Genomic DNA, 17823 nt, shown 5'->3' on the forward strand with positions numbered 1-17823 from the left:
TCACCCTTAAAAATTCGAAGGGGCCTCAAGGGACACGTGAGTCAAGACGGTTCGACACGACACCTTGCGGGCATTCTTACGGTGGTCTGGGTGTTCGCGCGATGCCGGCGTTTCATGGATCGAGCAAACGAATGACCTGGAAGCGACACATCATCTTAATCTTCTCGATGACCTCGTTGACCCTTCTCACGCTTGAGATAGGGCTACGAGGATATGATGCGTTTCAAGGACGGAGTTTCTGGAAGACCTACGGAAATATCTTAGCCGAACCGATCAAGCTCTTTCCGTTTCGCACGTTTGGATTTGATCTTTATAAGACCGTTGACGGACAAACCTATATCAGTTCCCGCCATAAAGAACTCTATCCGGTTAAGAAACCCAGCAATACGTTTCGCATTGTGTGCATCGGGGGATCGACCACGGAAAATTTAGTCGAAGGGGTGCATTATCCGAAGGCATTGGAGTCGAGGCTGAAAGAACGCTTAGGCCGCGACAACATAGAAGTCATCAATTTAGGCAATTCGGCGTATGCGACGCCGCATTTCATCATTCTTCTCGCTTTGGATGTGGTTTCGTGGAATCCCGATTTGGTTATTCTCAGTGAAAATGTTAACGACTTAGCCGCAACGTATTTCCCGAACTTTACCTATGACTACTCGAATAAGTACTCCAATCCGTTCTTTTTTCCCGATTATGTTTCTCGCTTCACGATCCCCAATGTCCTCTTTCAGCATTCGCGGCTATACTGGTTTATCTACCATCGTCTTCATAAGAATCCGACATACAGTGTTCAGAGAAAATCGTATGGGCATGTGCCTAGTCCGGTATCGAGCGCGGTGTTTAAGCGGAATCTCCAATCCTTTGTAACTCTGGCTCAGGGCAATGGGATCCCCGTGCTCCTCGCCTCTCAACCGTTACACCCCTCTGAGGAATATTTCGTAAACCATATGGCATATAAGCCATACAATGACATTGCGGTCTATCCGTTACAGGACGAATTCGTGAGCCACCATAGATATTACAATACCATCATCGAGGAAGTCGCCGCTGAGACGAAGTCCTTCTATCTCGATAATGATGCCATCTTACGTGGCGAAACAGACTATTTTGTGGATCCGGTGCATTACACGCGAAAAGGAGTCGAACAGTTAGCAGAAAATTATGCTAATTATATTATCAAGCACAATATCATAACCGCTCACCAGCGGCAGAATGTCGTTTCCTCCCTCCAAAACAACACCAACTGAACACTTCTGCGGCGGTCCGTTCTTTCTCACGGTGACAATGCTTTCGTCTGCTCCGAGCACCCGATCCTGTAGGAGCTCACGGTCTCGCCCGACATCAGAACTCCGGTCTGTACAGCCTGACTGATGCGATCTCAAGAGTCGACGGCCGTCAGGATACTGACGGCCGTCCATCAAACCGATACCAGCGCTGCATCCGCTTGCGGATCACTCCTCAGACTTCCCGCGGCAATCACACTCCATATGATGATGCACAAACCGCAGTCGGTCGCGGGCTAGACCCTACATGCGCAGCCTTCTGCAGCGATTCAGGCAGTTAAGCCGCGTCTTTAGATGTCATTTGTGTGCAAGATGCCGCACAGCGGCGGCACATCTCGGCGCACTGTTTCACCATCTGATCGTCACCAGTTATGTGCTCGCAGCTCTCCGCGCAGAGCCGGCACATCTCAGAACAAAGGCCGCACATTCGATCGTGAAGTGAAGACTCCCGAGCCATATAATCGGCAGTCGTTGTGCAGATCTGCGCACAGTCCATCAATAAGCGGATATGGTCTGGGGCTGCATGACGGCCCCCAAGCTCTAAACAATGCCCGATCATTTGAACGCAGAGCACATGGCAGTCTTGGCAGAGCCGTATACAGCGGGCCATCTCTTCGGTCGTATGATGCCCTCCTCCCATGGCGCTTGCCTCGTGCATCGCGGCATCCACGACCCGCAGCATCATCAACGAAGCACTCGTCGTGAGCAAAGAGGCGCCGGTAGTCACCAATGTTCTTCTGCTTATGTCTGGCATACGTCCCCCTTTCGTGGTTCTGACCCTCGTCGATCGCGAGGATCTGGGATCCTCGAAACAGTATGGAAACGCCTAACAGGCTATTGCAGAAAGCGAGATGAAAGGGGGTATCAAATCCGTAGGACCGTTGTTCGAACCGAGGGATGAATGGAAGTATCGGTGTTACGTGGCGGTTTGGTAACTGAAACACGCGAAACAAATGTGTCGGGAAGGAGCGGAACCGGCAACGCACTTTCAAGAAGGAAGGTGCTTACGACCTCGTGAGTAGAAAGCTGTGAAAGCGGACCCATTTCGAGAAAGGCATCGCATGTTTCGCGAACAGGCTCTTCTGTCCCTGACGCGCAGTCCATTTTGGCAGTTTGTTGTAACGGCAGGACGCAGGCGTAGGCATTGAAGGTCAGGACAATGAGGAGGAATGCCAAAAGGACAGATATCCGTACCATCAATTTAAATGCTACGCCTTGCGTTCAATGGTGTCAATCCGAGCTTCATGCCAGTGATTTCACTGCTGTGAACGACGTGAATGATGCCTGGAGGGATTCGCTGGAATCGCGTGAGACCAAGCCGGTCATAGCCATCTAGCTTTGACCGGTGACGGATGTAGGTGCACACGAAGACTACACTGAATGCTGGTGCTGATGTTCACCGTGCTCGCCGGTGTGCTGGTGATCATGGCGTCCGGTATCGGCAGCATGTTCGTGCGTATGGGCATGCTCGTGTTCATGTTCATGGTTGTGAGTCTGAGCAGCGCCATGCATGTGTTCATGACTGTGGACGTGCTTATGAGAGTGAGAGCCTTTCATGGAAGTACTCCTTTCAAATAAACTCTTCCAAGAATACCACTCTTTCTTGAATCATGGAATACAGATGGGGCGTGGACTATTTCGGGGAGCTGCAAGATGGGCTGGTGGAAAGGGTGGTGACACAGGCCGAGCCCAACGCTCCCATTCATGGAGAGCGCAGGACTAAGGCGGACCTCAGTCTCTAGAACCTGTTTAGCTCAGAGGAAAATCCCAGCATGTGGGCTTTGGATTATCCGACTCTGGGACTGGCACGCGGTGCATTGCCCGTAATGCAGTTCGATCTGACTCACTATGTTGAGACGATGCCCACGTCCGTGACCATTCCTTTTGTATGTGAGAGAACTGATGGTCGTGCGTGGTTTCTGTCTTGACCCACGTCTCAATGCGGTCCTCCGGTGGTGCAATTCTTGCCTTAAGGGGTGTGTTGGCGGACCAATTGCCGCGGACCCATCCACGCGGAGTAAGGTGCCATTCAACATGGACTTCTTCGATAGCCAATCGGAGGTCCCTTCAGGACATTGGTCTTAAGTGAAGTAGCCCGAGACAACGCCCGATCTGGTATCGAAAGGCAAATTGTATACCTATGCACAGCTTGACGAGGTGGCTGCTGAATATCCAAAAAATCATACTTTTCTCATGCGGGTACCTTCTCTCCAACTGGGTCATAGCATCGGTTAGATTCAGCATGTGAATCAATTTGTATCCAGTGAACACTCAGTTCGCTGATCCGCGGTTTGGGAAAGGCATCAGCGGAAGATTCGCCACCTCCTGAATCCCAGCCACAGCAGTCTGATTCCACATATTCACCACGACATAGCTTCTGACAGACCGTTGCATCCAGTTACGTGAGCGCTTCCCGGAGGCGGCTCAGCAGTGGTCAAACGGCCATCCACTGGGACGTATCGCTGGCGGGGGGACGACTCACATCATTCACCAAAAGGAGGGCTGGGTCCCCTACAGATGCGGGATTGGGTCTTGTAAAGGTTAGGGCAGGATGGGAGCTTGATGCATGGGATCATTAGTCAACTCCCTGTTCTTATTCACCCGCACTGGAAGGAGGCGACGATGTTCATACAACCCCAAGAAGGTCATGGGTTTCACACTGGGTACAAGGGTGCTCTCGCGCTCGGCGCTTTGCTGTGCATGATCCTGTTGCTTATTGGCTGTACCTCGTCCCGGAAGGAATATGTTGTGGATTATGCCCGCGGTAACGATGTGACAGCTCAAGGCTCACGCGACCGTCCATGCCAGACTGAGGTGCAATGCCGGATGCTGGCTGAGCGCGATGGGGTGCATTCGTATTGGATGGTTTATCAGTGAGGGCAGGCAAAACGGTCCGTTGTATTCTCTTCCGAAGGAAGGGCTCAGTCTAATCGAGCTTGATGGGGACGACATTCATCTCGTAAAAGTGCGATTGTGCACAGCCCGATTTTGTATTTCCGCGCATACACGATCAAAGCGCAACACACACATCTAAGGATCCAGCATTGCTGCGAGGCGGAGCATCGCTCAACCCTTTGTAACTTTTATATCTTAAATATCTGCTCACTTCCGATCTGCAAAGAGCCGGTCAGCGTTCTAGCGATGGCACTGAACCTGCTCGGCTCTGCGTCTGCAGGGAGTCCTCTGTCCAAACATCGAGGCCTACCCACACTGTTAAATTGACGTATAAGGCGAATCGAGTGAGCGCTCTCATAGAGGCCTCTATCCCGAAGGAACAGGTTGCGCGCGCACAATGGCCACGTGTGCATCTTGCTAACTGATAAGTCCCCATCTCGACAAACTGTCGGCAAGGGATCCGGCTCGATCATCATTGTTGAGATGAAGGTGGCCTCATGAAACATGCCGTTGTGTCCTCCTTGGTACTCGGTCTCTTCCTTCAGACAGGGTGCAGCAGTGGAGTCACTGCCCCACTAGAAATGACCACGCTCAATCCAGGCGACGATCATCAGACTATTGCACGTCACTACCTTCACGAGGCACGTCTGTCACGCCAGCAGGTCGAAGAACTGAGCAATCAGGCAGCGGTCTATGAACGGCTCTTCGGGCAAGAGTCTGACTGGGTATCCGGCACGCGGCTCTTAGTGCAGTTCTATCAAGAAGTCGCGCAAGAGCAAGACCGACTGGCGGAGCTACACATGCGCCTTGGAAAGGATCGGTCGTCCAAGTAAGTCACACCATCGCGAGAGAGCACTAACCGGCCACACAGAGTGTGGCTACGAGGGAGGACGCAATGACACGCCCAATCGTGACGAGTCTCGTGGTCACGTTCCTACTGACCACGGCCTGTGGAACAACCATCCAACCAGGCCAGCGCGGATTGTTTTGGCACCCCCTCTCTCAGGGGCTTTCCCAAGAACCACTGAAAGATGGGTTTTACTGGCGCGCACCATGGAATGATGTGTATGTCTATGATGTCAAATGGCAAAGTCACACGGAGAATATTGATGCCTTGAGTGCGGATGACCTTCAGGTACTGATCAAGGCGGCGATCATCATTCGGCCTATCCCAGAGGAGCTGTACTTTCTCAATCAAGAAGTGGGAACAGACTACTACGTCCGCATTGTCAAACCTCAATTTATGGCGGCCGTTCGGAGTGTCGTCTCCGGCTACAATATGGTGACGGTTCCGGAAAAGAGCACAGAAATCGCCGGCAAAGTTCGAGCGGTCGTCATCGAAAATCTCAAAGGTCGTCACTTGGAAGTTCAGAACGTGGCTTTATCGGACGTAGATTTTCCAGAACTCGTGCTGCGTGCCATTGAACTGAAACAGGCCAAAGAGCAGGAAAAGGAACAGAAGGAGTTTGAGCTGACCATCGCGGCGAAGGATGCGGAGATTGCCCGTACTCGGGCCAAGGGCGAGGGGGATGCGATTCGCATTCGGGCTGACGGACAGGCACAGGCACAGGAGACAATTACAAAAACCCTGACGCCGGCCTTCCTCCAATACAAATTGTATGACAGTCCCAATTCCAAGCTGGTGATTTTGCCGGAGCACATGAAGGTTCCCTTTCTAGTCAATCCTGGGGAATTACCGGCATCAGGCAAGTGACATCTAGAGTCTGACTGGATTGGGAGCCCAGGCAATGCGGCCTACGAGTCACCGATGGCTCTCCCAAATCTCGTGCGAATGCAGACCTTAAGACTTCTTATTGCGGATGGCCAGATGTAACGTGATGGGGAATACCATGACATAAAACAACAGGAGCCCTCCCAGTAGGAGCTGGCTGCGGATTTGTAGAGGATCGACGAGGATATCGTGCTCCCTCCAGAGATGCTTGGTCATGAGGTCACACGCAAACCCCGCGACGGCCAACGCATACCAGAACCGCCACCGGCGCTGGCTGTACAATGCTTGCTCTCGTCGGTGGATGAGAAGAACCTGAGCGAGAAGCCCAACGATGGCGGGGTAGGGGGCCCACTCAGGAACCCCTTGAGGCCATAACAGCAAGACCAAGGTGATGGCGACGAAAATAATGATGGTCCCAAACAGGAATCCGCGGCGGGTTTCTGAAAGGATCGTGCTCTGGCGTTCCATCAACCTACCCAAGGAGTTCGTGCGCGTGACCGTACTGGATGGGTGCATGGGTGTCAAGGTACATCGCTTGATGAGGAGAGCAGAAGGAAGAAAGAGACTAAAATGGTTGGAATATCAAAAAAAGGTTGATGCCCCGGATACGAATTGAATCTACGACCCGCGGATTGGGAATTAGTGAAGGGGATTGCTCAAGTCATTGAGGGCATGGGCAATCCCGCTTTCCCTTCAATTACATAGCCCATTTCGTTGTAGTCTGATTTCGTACCATTTCATTTCACTTCAGTCGACTTTGTCGCTCTTGTTAAACACCGTATTAACACCTGCTGCCCAGGCATGATCGGCAGACCTTAGGCACTGATGGGATGCATTTTGATCATCTCGAGTACCCGGATAGCTGCTTGGCCGCAAGCGTTCTCAATAGTGTCGCGCTCCGAAGATTCAAAGGGGGTCAACACATATCTTGGAACCGGTGTCCCATCGGCTGGTAGGCCCACCCCAATTTTAACTCGACGAATACCTTCGGTCTGGAATTCGGCGATGATAGACTGCACGCCTTTATGCCCACCTGCGCTGCCGCTCATTCGATTGCGGATCTGCCCTAACTTGAGATGTATGTCATCTTGAATGAGCAGACAGTCTGGGGCCCTCAATTTCCATTGATCCGCCACCTTCCGCATCCAGGGTCCAGTATGGTTCATTTCGGTCGCCGGTTTAACCAGGAGCACCTCCTGGCCTTGCACTGAAGCTCTCGCCACGACTCCACACTCTTCCTTCGACCAATGCGCTTGCAACAATTCGGCGAGCAGCTCCAGCGTCCGTTGGCCCACATTGTGAGGAGTGTGCTCAAACCGCTTGCCGGGGTTCCCTAAGCCTACGACTAGTTGACCGACCCCCTTGTTGATGCTCACGTTATCGGTCGACATATTGGGAGCACCGCTCGCGATCTTTGTCGTGACTGAACTGTCGAGATGGGGATGAACATCGACAGATCGCCCCTGCGGCTTGGAGTTCCAAGCCGAGACGATGCGCGATAAATGATCGGAGCCTGATCCTTTGATGAGGACCAAATCCCCTGACTCCAAGAAGCCGGGCAAGAATCGATTTATGTGGTCGACGGTCACAAAAGCCTGCAGGGCGTGGTCTTCGACATGCCGTTTGGCACGCAGACAGCGTGAGGCCCATCGGCCGACGAAAAACACGTAATCCGCCACGCCCAACGCTTGTCTGGCGACGCGAGCATAGGTCGGGTTCCTTGGTTCGAGGTAGTCAGAAAGCGTGCCCAGAATAATGATTTTGCGTTGTGCAGTCGCGCGTCGCATGAAGTCTAACGCCGGGGGAATGGTCCATAGGGGAGCCTTCGCGTCATCGCATAGAAACGTCACACCATCGGGGCTGAGAACTGGGCACATGCGACCTTCGAGTGGAGCCATGCCTTCCAGCGCCGCCGCCGCCGATTGAAGGCTGACACCCATTGTTCGGCCGACGGCTATCGCGGCAAGCACATTCGGCACTAAGTAGGCGCCGCACAATTGAGTGTGAACTCGAACCGATTCGCCCTTATGCAGAACGGTCAGGGACAACCGGTGGGGCCAATCGTCCCGAATATCTTCGGCACGCAGCATGGCGTCCGGGGACAAGCCGTACGTCAGTGTGCGCCCTTTGCATCGGTTCTGCATCGCCAGGACCAGATGATCATCCGCATTGAGGATCGCAGTGCCATCGTTCGGGAGCGCGGCAATCAATTTCCCTTTGGCCGCGGCAATCGCCTCTCTACTGCCGTGCGCGCTGATATGATCATCTCCAACGGTGGTCACCACACCCAGCTGCGGCTTAAACATGTGGTACTGTGTCTCGAGCGAGATCTCATCGCCAATCCCCCCGACCGTGAACTCCTGGACGCAGAATGTATGCCCCCGTCGAGTCCGTAAGATTGACCGTATGACATCTGTGACCAGATTACGATTCCACGGGCTTTTATACCCTTGGTATCGACTGGACAGCACGGCAGCGATCATTTCCTTTGTATATGTCTTGCCACAGCTGCCGGTTACGCCGATGAACACGACTCTCTGGAGGTTCAGCCTGTACATGGTGACGATCCTAACGACAACCCGTAGGACCACGAGCCGCAGCCGCTTCCGCGTGTAATTTCGGACAGGGAGGGTCCAGAATTTAAACCAGCTCCAGGCACGGTCACGAAGATCTCTGATATGTTCTAGTGAAGTTGCCATTCGTTCCTCCGTGCCCTTAGCAAGGAGCGCGCCTGGCATAATCTCATTGAAAGAAAAAGAGTTACGCAAGTGAATACACCTACGAAGTGTATTGATCTGATTCACATAGAATCAAAATGGATTCAGGCTAACTGTCTGAGTCTCACCCCCTGTGGGCATCACACGAGAGAGATTCTGACATTTTGGGGGAACCTCAAAATCCGAGAGCGGATTTGGTGCAGGGAATGGCACTTGTCAAATCGCCAGGAACCGTGCCGAGGCTCTGTCTCTAGAGTTTGCGATTGCAACGTAAGTCCCGACTGCCCCGTACGGGATGAGGGAGCCGGCTAACACACTAGAGAAGCTCGCTCATCAGTTGTGTCTAACGCTGACTAATCCGGCTTCTGCGGGTCCCTTGCCCAACCCACATAATGAACGGGATAAGGTACTGTCAGAGGAGGAATGGACGAAGCTTTACCAGAGTGCCAAACCTCAGCTTGGACCGGTCCTGCTATCGGCGTACCATCTCGGCAGCGATTTGGTGAGATTATGAATTTGACATGGGATAGGGTGGACCTACAGCGAGGGGTGGGTAGGGGACAGACAGAGGCAGCCCAATAACGTCATTCTTCTGCACCCCTGCACTCGTTTCCCACCCAGCAATTAAGCCAAACATACCCCCGCCTACCATTTCCAGAATCGCAACCCGTCGCTACGCTGGGATTCGTGTCTGGTGCTGGGATGTTTTAGGAAGTGCTTCACCAGATAATCAGCGATTTCAAACTCGTCAACGACCTCCATGCATCGACCGCTTTGCACAGAATGCTTACGGGTGGGAATAGCCAGAATTACCTGTCCAAACACTGAGAGTGAGAGCACACACGCCCCAGCGGATAGTGATCAGTTTTGTCCTGATGTTGTTATCACTGGCGGGATGCTATTGGACGCTTGAGCAACGGTGGCAAGCATTTGACGAGCAGACGCGACAAGAAGTCGGGGCCAAAACCAAGGATTACTATGTTCATGAGTGGGGGAACCCGTCAAAGCAACTGAAGACCATCGATGGTGAAGAGGTGTGTACGTGGGAATGGAGAGGGTATGGTGGAAGTCAGGGATGGAACAAAACGCTGAAGTTCTCGCCAGTCGGGGTGTTAAAAGATTTTCATCGAGAGTATTGGCCCAAGGATTGAGGGATTGAGAGTTTTCCTCGAGATGAAGCAATACGAAAGTTATGCACCTAAGCCCCCGCGTCAAACTCCACCTCAGGAATGACCTTGTAGTATCCAGGCCGTTCAGCTTGCTGCCGGACGATCCAGGCTTCAGCATCTCCCTTCGTGGAGAACTGCTTCACCGAGACGAGGTTATCGAGGTGACCGATATTGGCAAAGACGTGGAAGGGATAATCCGAATAAGTGGACATGGCATTCCTCGCGCATTTAGACCGGCGTAGATGCTCTACACCTGCCGAAATCGACAGTCACGGAAACTGACTGGATAATTCTATCCGGCTTGGGTGACCCAATCGGGCACCGGATAACTGGTCACGCTGGCCTCCCGTCCACAATGATCACATATTCCCTGGCGAGTGACCGACCCATGCCTTCGGAGCTTGGCCCAGTAGAGTTTGATTTCGTCTTCATTCCTTGGTGCGGTGAATGACAACCGATCACAACATGTCGAACAGTATTGAACCGTCATAGCCATGATTACCTCTCCTCTCGTGGCCGATGGACTGGATTCCTCCTGTGTACAAGGCCCCAGCCTAATAGGCCTCAATGGGGCACAGCGCTGGGACAAACCCTAGAGCGATAACGTGAACGTGAAAGAATGGGAGTGCAGCTAAACAGAGCTCCTTTCCCTACGGCTGGTCACTATCCGTCTGTCGAACTTTCCTCTGCAAGGGCTCCAGGATAGGACCGCTCCATTCATTGAACTGGTTTACCGCTGAGGGGAGGTCAACTCCATCCAGCGCTTGAACTCAAAGCTGATGGTTTCACGACCTTCGGAGGAAGCAGTGGGGCAGTCACTCAGCTTTCCAACCAGTACCATATCAGGATCAATCCGACGAAACGGATAACACGCATCTGGCACTCTCCTTTCTGTGAAGGCCTCCCCGGCTCGGTCTCAAGCCTTACTCTCATCACTAGCAAACGTGATACCAGTGATCATAACGGAGCTTTTTCATTCATGAGGGAGAATTGGGCCATTGGATACGATTACGGCTGGAATCCATTTTGGACACTGTCGCGCAGGCTTAGCGACAGTCTGGATGATATGCCGCAACAGCACACTGGAAGCGAGATAGCTGGCTGTTGAATCAATCAGGAAGGGATGGAATCTGAAGTATCAGCCTCGGGTGATGACGGAGGCTTACCGAGACCGTGGCGTTCGATGTGGCGATACAACGTCCGCCTGCTGATGCCAAGCAAACGTGCCGCCCGCTCCTTGTTGCCGTGGGTTGCCTCCAGCATTTTGAGCACCTGATCGCGCTGCAACGCTTTGAGTGTGCCCGGGAGAATCTGTGTTTGTGTATGGGATACCAGATCTCTGCCTTTACGAAGGACTTCAGGTGGAAGATCATCGATCGAGAGAACCGCGTGGCTGGCCAGCGTTACCGCTCGTTCCACGACGTGTTCTAACTCCCGCACATTCCCCGGCCATGAATAGTCGGTCAACGCTTGCATGGCGGAAGAGGAAAACGACGTGACAGGCACTTCCTTCTGGTCGCCATACTGTCCCAGGAAGAATTCGGCCAGTAGCTGAATATCTTCAGGCCGTTCCCGAAGCGGTGGGATGACAATCGTGACCGTGTTCAGCCGATAAAGCAAATCCTCACGAAATCGACCGGCCGCCGTTAACTCAGCAAGGTTTCGGCGGGAGGCCGCGATCATCCGCAGATCAACCCGTACCGACTCATTACTGCCGACCCTTCTGATTTCCCCTTCTTGAAGGACACGCAGAAGTTTGGCCTGCCCAGCCGGAGTGAGATCACCAATCTCATCCAGGAAGAACGTGCCACCGCTTGCCTCTTCAAGCAAGCCGCGCCGCATCGTATGAGCGCCGGTGAATGAACCCTTGGTGTGGCCGAAGAGTTCGCTTTCGAGCAACGAGTCGGGGATCGCGCTGCAGTTGACGGCGACGAACCGGTGTATCGAACGCGGGCTGTGGTCGTGAATCGCCTGGGCGATCAATTCCTTGCCGGTGCCGCTTTCTCCCTGAAGCAAGACGGCTGTCCGGCTGTGGGTGACTTTTCCGATAAGTTTGAAGACCTCGACCATCTTTTTGCTTTGCCCGATCAGAGAAGCGGTCCGCGGCCGTTCACGGATTGCACGGTTGAGCGTGCGATTTTCCTCGATCAGGCGCCGATGCTCGACGGCCCGCTTCATCGTGACCACGAGGTCGTCGAGATTCACCGGCTTGGCGATGTAATCGAACGCCCCGTGCTTCATGGCCTGGATTGCCGTGTCAACGGAGCCGAAGGCGGTCAAGAGCACGATGGGCATTTCCGGCAGGGTCTTGCGAAAGGAATCCAGCAGGTCCAGACCAGAATAGGGGACCATGTGGATGTCGCTCAGGACAGCATCATACGGGACCACATCGATCTTGCTCATGGCTTCTGCGCCGTCACGGGCGGTGTCCACTTCAAAGCCGGCCTGGTTCAAGGCTTCCGCCATCATCTCTCGATTCCGCTGGTCGTCATCGACGAGAAGTATCGAAGGTGAATCACTCATTGATGTCTCCGTATGTTCCGCTCGGTGTTCCAGATAGGCAGATCAATGGTGAACTCAGTTCCGTGCCCTACGTGGCTCTTCACGGCCAGCCTGCCGCCGCTGTCGGTCACCACGCGGTGACAGATCGCCAGCCCAAGTCCCGTCCCTCCTTGATCATGCCGGGTCGTGAAGAACGGTTCGAAAATTCTGGGGAGGTGCTCCGAAGGGATCCCTGTGCCCGTGTCCCCGATCGTCAAGCGAACCGTCGCTTCTTCGATCGGAGCGCCTTCACCCACCATGACAATTCCAGGAGGCCTTTCGCCGCACGCGATACGGGTCCGGATGGTCAATTCTCCGCCGAGCGGCATCGCTTGGATGGCGTTGGTGACCAGATTGAACAGCAACCCGTGCAGCGCACGGGCATCCCCGGCGACCGGTGGAAGATCGTCTTGCAAGTCGGTCTTCAGGGTGACGTGCTGCCTCGGCAGACCGGGGGAGAGGAGGGTCGTCACCTCCTGGATAGTTCCATTGAGATTCACACGGGCTGAGCGGAGCTGCATACGAGTCTGATCCAACAGCTGCTTGATGATACTGACCATACGGTTGACTTCCGACCGAATGACGGCAAGATGCCGGTGGCGACTGGCGGAATCAGTCGTGCCAGTGAGCATTTGCAGATGACCGGAGAGTGCGTTCAAAGGGTTGCCCAATTCATGGGCCACGGTGGCAGAAAATTCTCCCAGTGCAGCTAACCGTTGACTTCGTTCAGCGGCAAGCCTTGCTTCGACGAGTTCGAGATTGGCTCGCTGCAGTTCCTCGGTTGCCTCCGCGACCCGAATCTGAAGTGTTTCGTTGAAATGGCGAACCTTGTCCAGGAGAGCATCCTTTTCTATCCCGGCTTCCCGTACGCGATCGAGCATCTTATTGAACTGAATCGCCACCTCTTGGATTTCGGAGGGGTAGTGGGTCAGCGGATGGCTGGATAGGTTTTCCGCTTCGACACTTCGTATGGCATGCAACAGCCGGTGAACAGGCCGATGGACCTTGACCCGGATCAAGAGCCACAAGGTCAGCGATGTGACGGCCACAACGCCGATGCCAATTGACTTGGCCAACTCGGTTTCCTGCTTGATGAGGTCGTCGTACTCCTTCACAGAAAACAGTCCGCGTAAGGCCCCAACGACCTTGCCGTCAATCTCAATCGGAGCGGTCATGCGCACGGCTCTCTCTCCCGATGCATCCTCGAGTTGCATGACGGAGCCCCTCGCTTCAACCTTCGCCCGTTCCTGTGAATCCAATATCGTTGGCACCAACTGAGACTCGGTGCTCGCAATGAGGGAACTGGATTGAGGTGAGATCTCGTACACCGAGAGCCGCAGAATTTCGGGGTGGATCTCGATGATCTCATGGATCAAACCTTCCAGAGCCCTCACGTCTTGGATTCCGCCTGCCTGGCTAATCATGGCGCTGACTGACTGGGAAAGGAGCACAAACGCAATCTCCCGGTTGTGCGTTCCCGCACGATCGATGATCTGACGTTCAAGAATGGTAATAAATACAATCGAGAGCGCCACGAGCATCACCCCGGTGATGGTGACCCAAACCATGATGCCTCGAAACTTGAATGGCTTCATGGATGTCTCCACCGCATTGATTCTATTGATATTATTTGAAAGGCGAGTTGAAGACGGAGAAATATGCTCCTCTATCTTCACCGTTCTTCACCGTTGTAAGACTCCTGAGCGTCCATTATGTTGCTGAATCAGGCACACGACTGCCGTTGAAAGACGGTTCCAACCCCTCGTTCGCACGGTGTGACATACACAAGCGATGCCGCGATGGGCAGCCCTGTCATTGTCACACCATACGGCACCTGTTCCATGCGATATATCGGTGCCTCCTCAAGCACCATCCCGCCTCGATCCACGAGGAAAATTGCTCTGAGAAGCATTCCCATCACCGAATGAACACACGACCACCGCTCCGTATCTGATGGTGACCTGTGGCACAGATGTGTCTGTGCCAAGCGGATACCTTTGGCACTCGTGTGTCATTGTGGTACGCCAGATTTTTTCCAATCATACCCAGCGCATCGAATTGCCACAGAATTCCGTGACACAGATCCTTTGCGCACCCAGGCAAACTCCTTGCTCATTGGCTCACACATCGTTGTGACAGGGTGTCGGTTGCTGAGCGCGTCAAAAGAGCTGATGAATCACTATTAGACGTAAATGAACATAAAACGAGGTTGGAATTAACCAGAACGTGCTCGCATCCGAGGCGACGCTGGTCTACATGAAACAATAGCCCCTATCCGCCGAGAGGTAGCTCGCATGAATAAGCTCGTCCAGGTAGCCCTAAGTAAGCCCTATACCTTTGTGGTTCTCGCCGTCCTCATCGTGCTGTTCGGCGCGTTGGCGGTGACTGAAGCTCCGACCGACGTCTTTCCGGTGATCCAAATTCCCGTCAGTTCCATCGTCTGGATCTACGACAACCTGATGCCGGCGGACGTCGAGGGCCGCATTACCTATGTGTTTGAACGATTTCTGACTCAGACGGTCGAGGGCATCAAATACATCTGGAGTAATTCGTTATTCGGGAACGCCATCATCAATGTCTATCTTCAGGACGGAGTCGACCTGGGTGGGAGCGAAGCCGATATCGCGGCGATTTCGCAGACGACCGTCAAGGCGCTTCCGCCGGATATTAACGCGCCGATGGTCATGCGGCTGTTCCCTTCTCAGGTGCCGGTGGCTACATTGCAAATCACTTCGGATACGCTGACCCCGGCGGAACTCTATAACCTCTCCATTATGCGAGTCCGTCCCCTCCTCGTCACGATCCCTGGCGCGATCCTGCCGCACCCCTATGGGGGCCAGGACATGCAGGTCATGATCAATCTCGATCAGCAGAAACTACTCGCCCGTCACCTCACCCCGGCGGATATTCACGAGGCTGTTTCCAGGCAGAATTTGGTGCTGCCGGGAGGGGATATCAAGCTGAAGGCGACCGACTGGCTCGTCCTGACGAATGCATCCGCATTGAAGATCGAGGATTTCGACGAAATCCCGATCAAGCGAGACGGCAACTCCTTCATTCATTTGCGTGACGTGGCCGTCACTCGCCTCGCCGGCCGGGTGCAAACGAACGCCGTGATCGTTGAGGGCCAGCAAGCCGTCATCGTCGTGGTCATGAAAAGCAGCGAGGCCTCCACGTTAGAAGTCGTGCACGGAATAAAGGAAATCATTCCGCGCCTCCAGGATGTTCTGCCGAAAGATGTCAAAGTCAAGCTCCTCATCGATGCCTCGCAATTCGTAAAAGATGCGATTGCGGACGTGGTGCACGAAATGCTGACTGCCGCCGCGCTGGTGGGGCTCATCGTGTTACTCCTCCTGGGATCCTGGCGACCGACGCTCATCGTCCTCACCTCGCTCCCGCTCTCTATCCTGAGCGCGCTCATTTTGCTGCACATTCAAGAAGAGTCGATTAACGTCATGACCCTGGGCGGATTGGCGCTGGCCGTCGGCATTCTCGTCGACAACGCCGCGGTCATGATCGAAAATGTCGACACTCACCTCGCGATGGGTAAAGCGCTGGAGGAGGCGATCATCGAGGCCGCCAATCAGATCCTCTTGCCCACGTTCGTCGCCACGCTCGCCATTACGATTGTCTGGGTGCCGCTGTTTCATCTGAGCGGAATCTCCGGCTGGGTCTTCCCGCCAATGGCGAAAGCGGTCATCTATTCGATGGTGGCTTCCTTTATCTTGACGTATACGTTGGTGCCGACCATGGCGAAATATATCCTGAAGCCTCACGGTGGCCCGCATACATCCGGGCACGAAGGCCACCACCAAGCGGGCCAATCGGGGAGTGCTCTCGTCCGCTTCCAGCAGTGGTTCCAACACAGCTTTGATCGCTTCCGCGACGGCTACAGTGCTCGCCTCAAACTGGCGGTGGCCCATCGTGGCATGTTCGTCACGGTCTCGTTCGTGATATCGATGGGTTCCCTTGTGCTCTTTTACTTCAGCGGCACGGAGTTCTTCCCCGAGATCAAGTCCGGGATCATGCAGTTGCACATGCGGGCGCCCCTGGGTACGCGCATCGAAGTGGCCGCTCGGTTGACCTCCCTGGTCGCGAAGGATATCGAACAACTGCTGCCGGGCCAGGTGGAATCCATTGTCAGCAATTGCGGCATTCCAGTCGGGGCCCACAACCTCGCCTTCATTCCAACACCGACCGTTGGTACGCAGGACTGCGACCTCACCATTTCGTTAAAAAACGGACAGTCGCCCGTGTGGGACTATCGCCGCACCCTCCGCAAGGGGCTGAATGCCCGCTATCCAGGAACCGAATTCACCTTTCAGCCGGCCGATCTCACCGCGAAAATCCTCAATTTCGGCTCTCTCGCGCCGATCGATGTGCAGATCAACGGTCCGGACATCTATGCCAACCATGAGTTTGCCCGTAAATTGGCAGGAAGGTTGCGGCAGATCCCCGGCTCCACCGACGTGGTGGTCCAGCAACCGATGGGCATGCCGACGCTACTTGCAGAGGCAGATCGACGGTTCGCGCTGGGGATGAACCTGGACCAGACGGACTTCGGGAACAATATGCTCGTCACCACCGCCGGCAGCCAACAGGTCGATCAGAAGTATTGGCTCGATCGCGCGACCGGCATGTCTTATCGGATCAATGTGTATACGCCGCAACCGCAGCTCACGAGTCTCAAAGATCTTATGACTGTCCCCATCGCTAAGGAAGGACACGAGTCCACGTCGGAGGGAGGAGTCGTGAATCCTCAGCTCCTCGGAAACCTCGCCAATTTAAGACCGGTCGGTACACCGGGGGCGGTCACGCACGGGAATATCATGCCGCTGATCGACGTCTATGTTGCCGCAGAGGACCGGTCCCTCGGCGAGGTCCTTGCGGATGTCCAGCAGATCACGCATCAGATGGAAGGAGAGCTGCCCACGGGTGCAGTGATTGAAATAAAGGGCCAGGCCGAGGTGATGCACCAGGCTCTGGTTGAAATGCTCTTGGGGCTCCTGGTCGCAGTCGTATTGGTATATCTCTTGATCGTCGTCAACTTTCAGTCATGGCTCGATCCCTTCATTATCATTACGGCCTTGCCCGGAGCCTTGGCTGGTATCGCGTGGGCCCTGTTCATCACTCATACGAATATTTCCGTGCCGGCTCTCATGGGCGCCATCATGACCATGGGTACGGCAACCGCCAATTCCATCCTTCTCGTGTCATACGCCCGCGAGCGGATCGCTGTCCATGGCGACGCTCTGTTGGCTGCGGTAGAAGCCGGTACGGCTCGTATTCGGCCGGTGCTCATGACTGCAGCAGCCATGATCTTCGGCATGCTTCCGATGGCGACGGCGAACTCACAAAATGCGCCGCTCGGTCGTGCCGTCATGGGCGGCTTGTTCGTTGCCACCCTGTTTACGCTGTTCTTCGTTCCATGCGTCTATGCCATGATCTATTCTCGACGAACCGCCGTGCAAAAGGAGTCTATCTGA

13 protein-coding genes are annotated in these 17823 nt (G+C 54.3%); 7 read left to right on the forward strand and 6 right to left on the reverse strand.

Features of this window, described 5'->3' with window-relative positions; translation table 11 throughout:
* The first annotated feature begins 131 nt into the window (after positions 1 to 131).
* The 5 genes from H8K03_17730 (at position 132) to H8K03_17750 (ending at position 5892) form a co-directional block, all read left to right on the forward strand.
* The gene (locus tag H8K03_17730; GenBank protein ID UVT19609.1) at positions 132 to 1247 is read left to right on the forward strand and encodes an SGNH/GDSL hydrolase family protein; all 1116 of its coding nucleotides are present in this window, start codon (positions 132 to 134) and stop codon (positions 1245 to 1247) included.
* Positions 1248 to 2663: 1416 nt separating this feature from the next.
* Positions 2664 to 2861, forward strand: coding sequence for a hypothetical protein (locus H8K03_17735; protein ID UVT19610.1), 198 nt, complete (start codon positions 2664 to 2666; stop codon positions 2859 to 2861).
* 1044 nt (positions 2862 to 3905) lie between these two features.
* Positions 3906 to 4160, forward strand: a complete 255-nt coding sequence (locus H8K03_17740) for a hypothetical protein (protein ID UVT19611.1) — start codon at positions 3906 to 3908, stop codon at positions 4158 to 4160.
* A 515-nt stretch (positions 4161 to 4675) separates the two neighbouring features.
* Positions 4676 to 5011, forward strand: a complete 336-nt coding sequence (locus H8K03_17745; GenBank protein ID UVT19612.1) for a hypothetical protein — start codon at positions 4676 to 4678, stop codon at positions 5009 to 5011.
* 62 nt (positions 5012 to 5073) lie between these two features.
* Positions 5074 to 5892, forward strand: coding sequence for a prohibitin family protein (locus H8K03_17750; GenBank protein UVT19613.1), 819 nt, complete (start codon positions 5074 to 5076; stop codon positions 5890 to 5892).
* 87 nt (positions 5893 to 5979) lie between these two features.
* Here H8K03_17750 and H8K03_17755 read toward each other — a convergent pair whose 3' ends face one another.
* Together H8K03_17755 and H8K03_17760 are read right to left on the reverse strand one after the other, a co-directional pair.
* The gene (locus H8K03_17755; GenBank protein ID UVT19614.1) at positions 5980 to 6378 is read right to left on the reverse strand and encodes a hypothetical protein; all 399 of its coding nucleotides are present in this window, start codon (positions 6376 to 6378) and stop codon (positions 5980 to 5982) included.
* 347 nt (positions 6379 to 6725) lie between these two features.
* Positions 6726 to 8609: an aminoacyl-tRNA hydrolase gene (locus tag H8K03_17760; GenBank protein ID UVT19615.1), complete on the reverse strand. Its 1884-nt coding sequence runs from the start codon at positions 8607 to 8609 to the stop codon at positions 6726 to 6728.
* An 893-nt stretch (positions 8610 to 9502) separates the two neighbouring features.
* Between H8K03_17760 and H8K03_17765 the strand changes: the two genes are divergently transcribed.
* The gene (locus tag H8K03_17765; protein UVT19616.1) at positions 9503 to 9778 is read left to right on the forward strand and encodes a hypothetical protein; all 276 of its coding nucleotides are present in this window, start codon (positions 9503 to 9505) and stop codon (positions 9776 to 9778) included.
* Between the two features lie 47 nt (positions 9779 to 9825).
* Here the strand turns inward: H8K03_17765 and H8K03_17770 are convergent, their stop codons facing one another.
* From H8K03_17770 to H8K03_17785, 4 genes are all read right to left on the reverse strand, one after another.
* Positions 9826 to 10008 (reverse strand): hypothetical protein, encoded by a 183-nt coding sequence (locus H8K03_17770; GenBank protein UVT19617.1) that lies wholly within the window; start codon positions 10006 to 10008, stop codon positions 9826 to 9828.
* Positions 10009 to 10088: 80 nt separating this feature from the next.
* A complete protein-coding gene (locus H8K03_17775) occupies positions 10089 to 10292 on the reverse strand; it encodes a hypothetical protein (protein UVT19618.1) in 204 nt (67 codons plus the stop codon).
* A gap of 617 nt (positions 10293 to 10909) precedes the next feature.
* Positions 10910 to 12319: a sigma-54-dependent Fis family transcriptional regulator gene (locus tag H8K03_17780; protein ID UVT19619.1), complete on the reverse strand. Its 1410-nt coding sequence runs from the start codon at positions 12317 to 12319 to the stop codon at positions 10910 to 10912.
* On the reverse strand, positions 12316 to 13932 hold the full coding sequence (locus H8K03_17785; GenBank protein UVT19620.1) for a HAMP domain-containing protein: 1617 nt from the start codon (positions 13930 to 13932) through the stop codon (positions 12316 to 12318). Before H8K03_17785 ends, H8K03_17780 begins: the two co-directional genes overlap by 4 nt.
* A gap of 699 nt (positions 13933 to 14631) precedes the next feature.
* Between H8K03_17785 and H8K03_17790 the strand changes: the two genes are divergently transcribed.
* Positions 14632 to 17823, forward strand: a complete 3192-nt coding sequence (locus H8K03_17790) for an efflux RND transporter permease subunit (GenBank protein ID UVT19621.1) — start codon at positions 14632 to 14634, stop codon at positions 17821 to 17823.

The sequence above is a fragment of the Nitrospira sp. genome, from assembly GCA_024760545.1.
Lineage (GTDB): Bacteria > Nitrospirota > Nitrospiria > Nitrospirales > Nitrospiraceae > Nitrospira_D.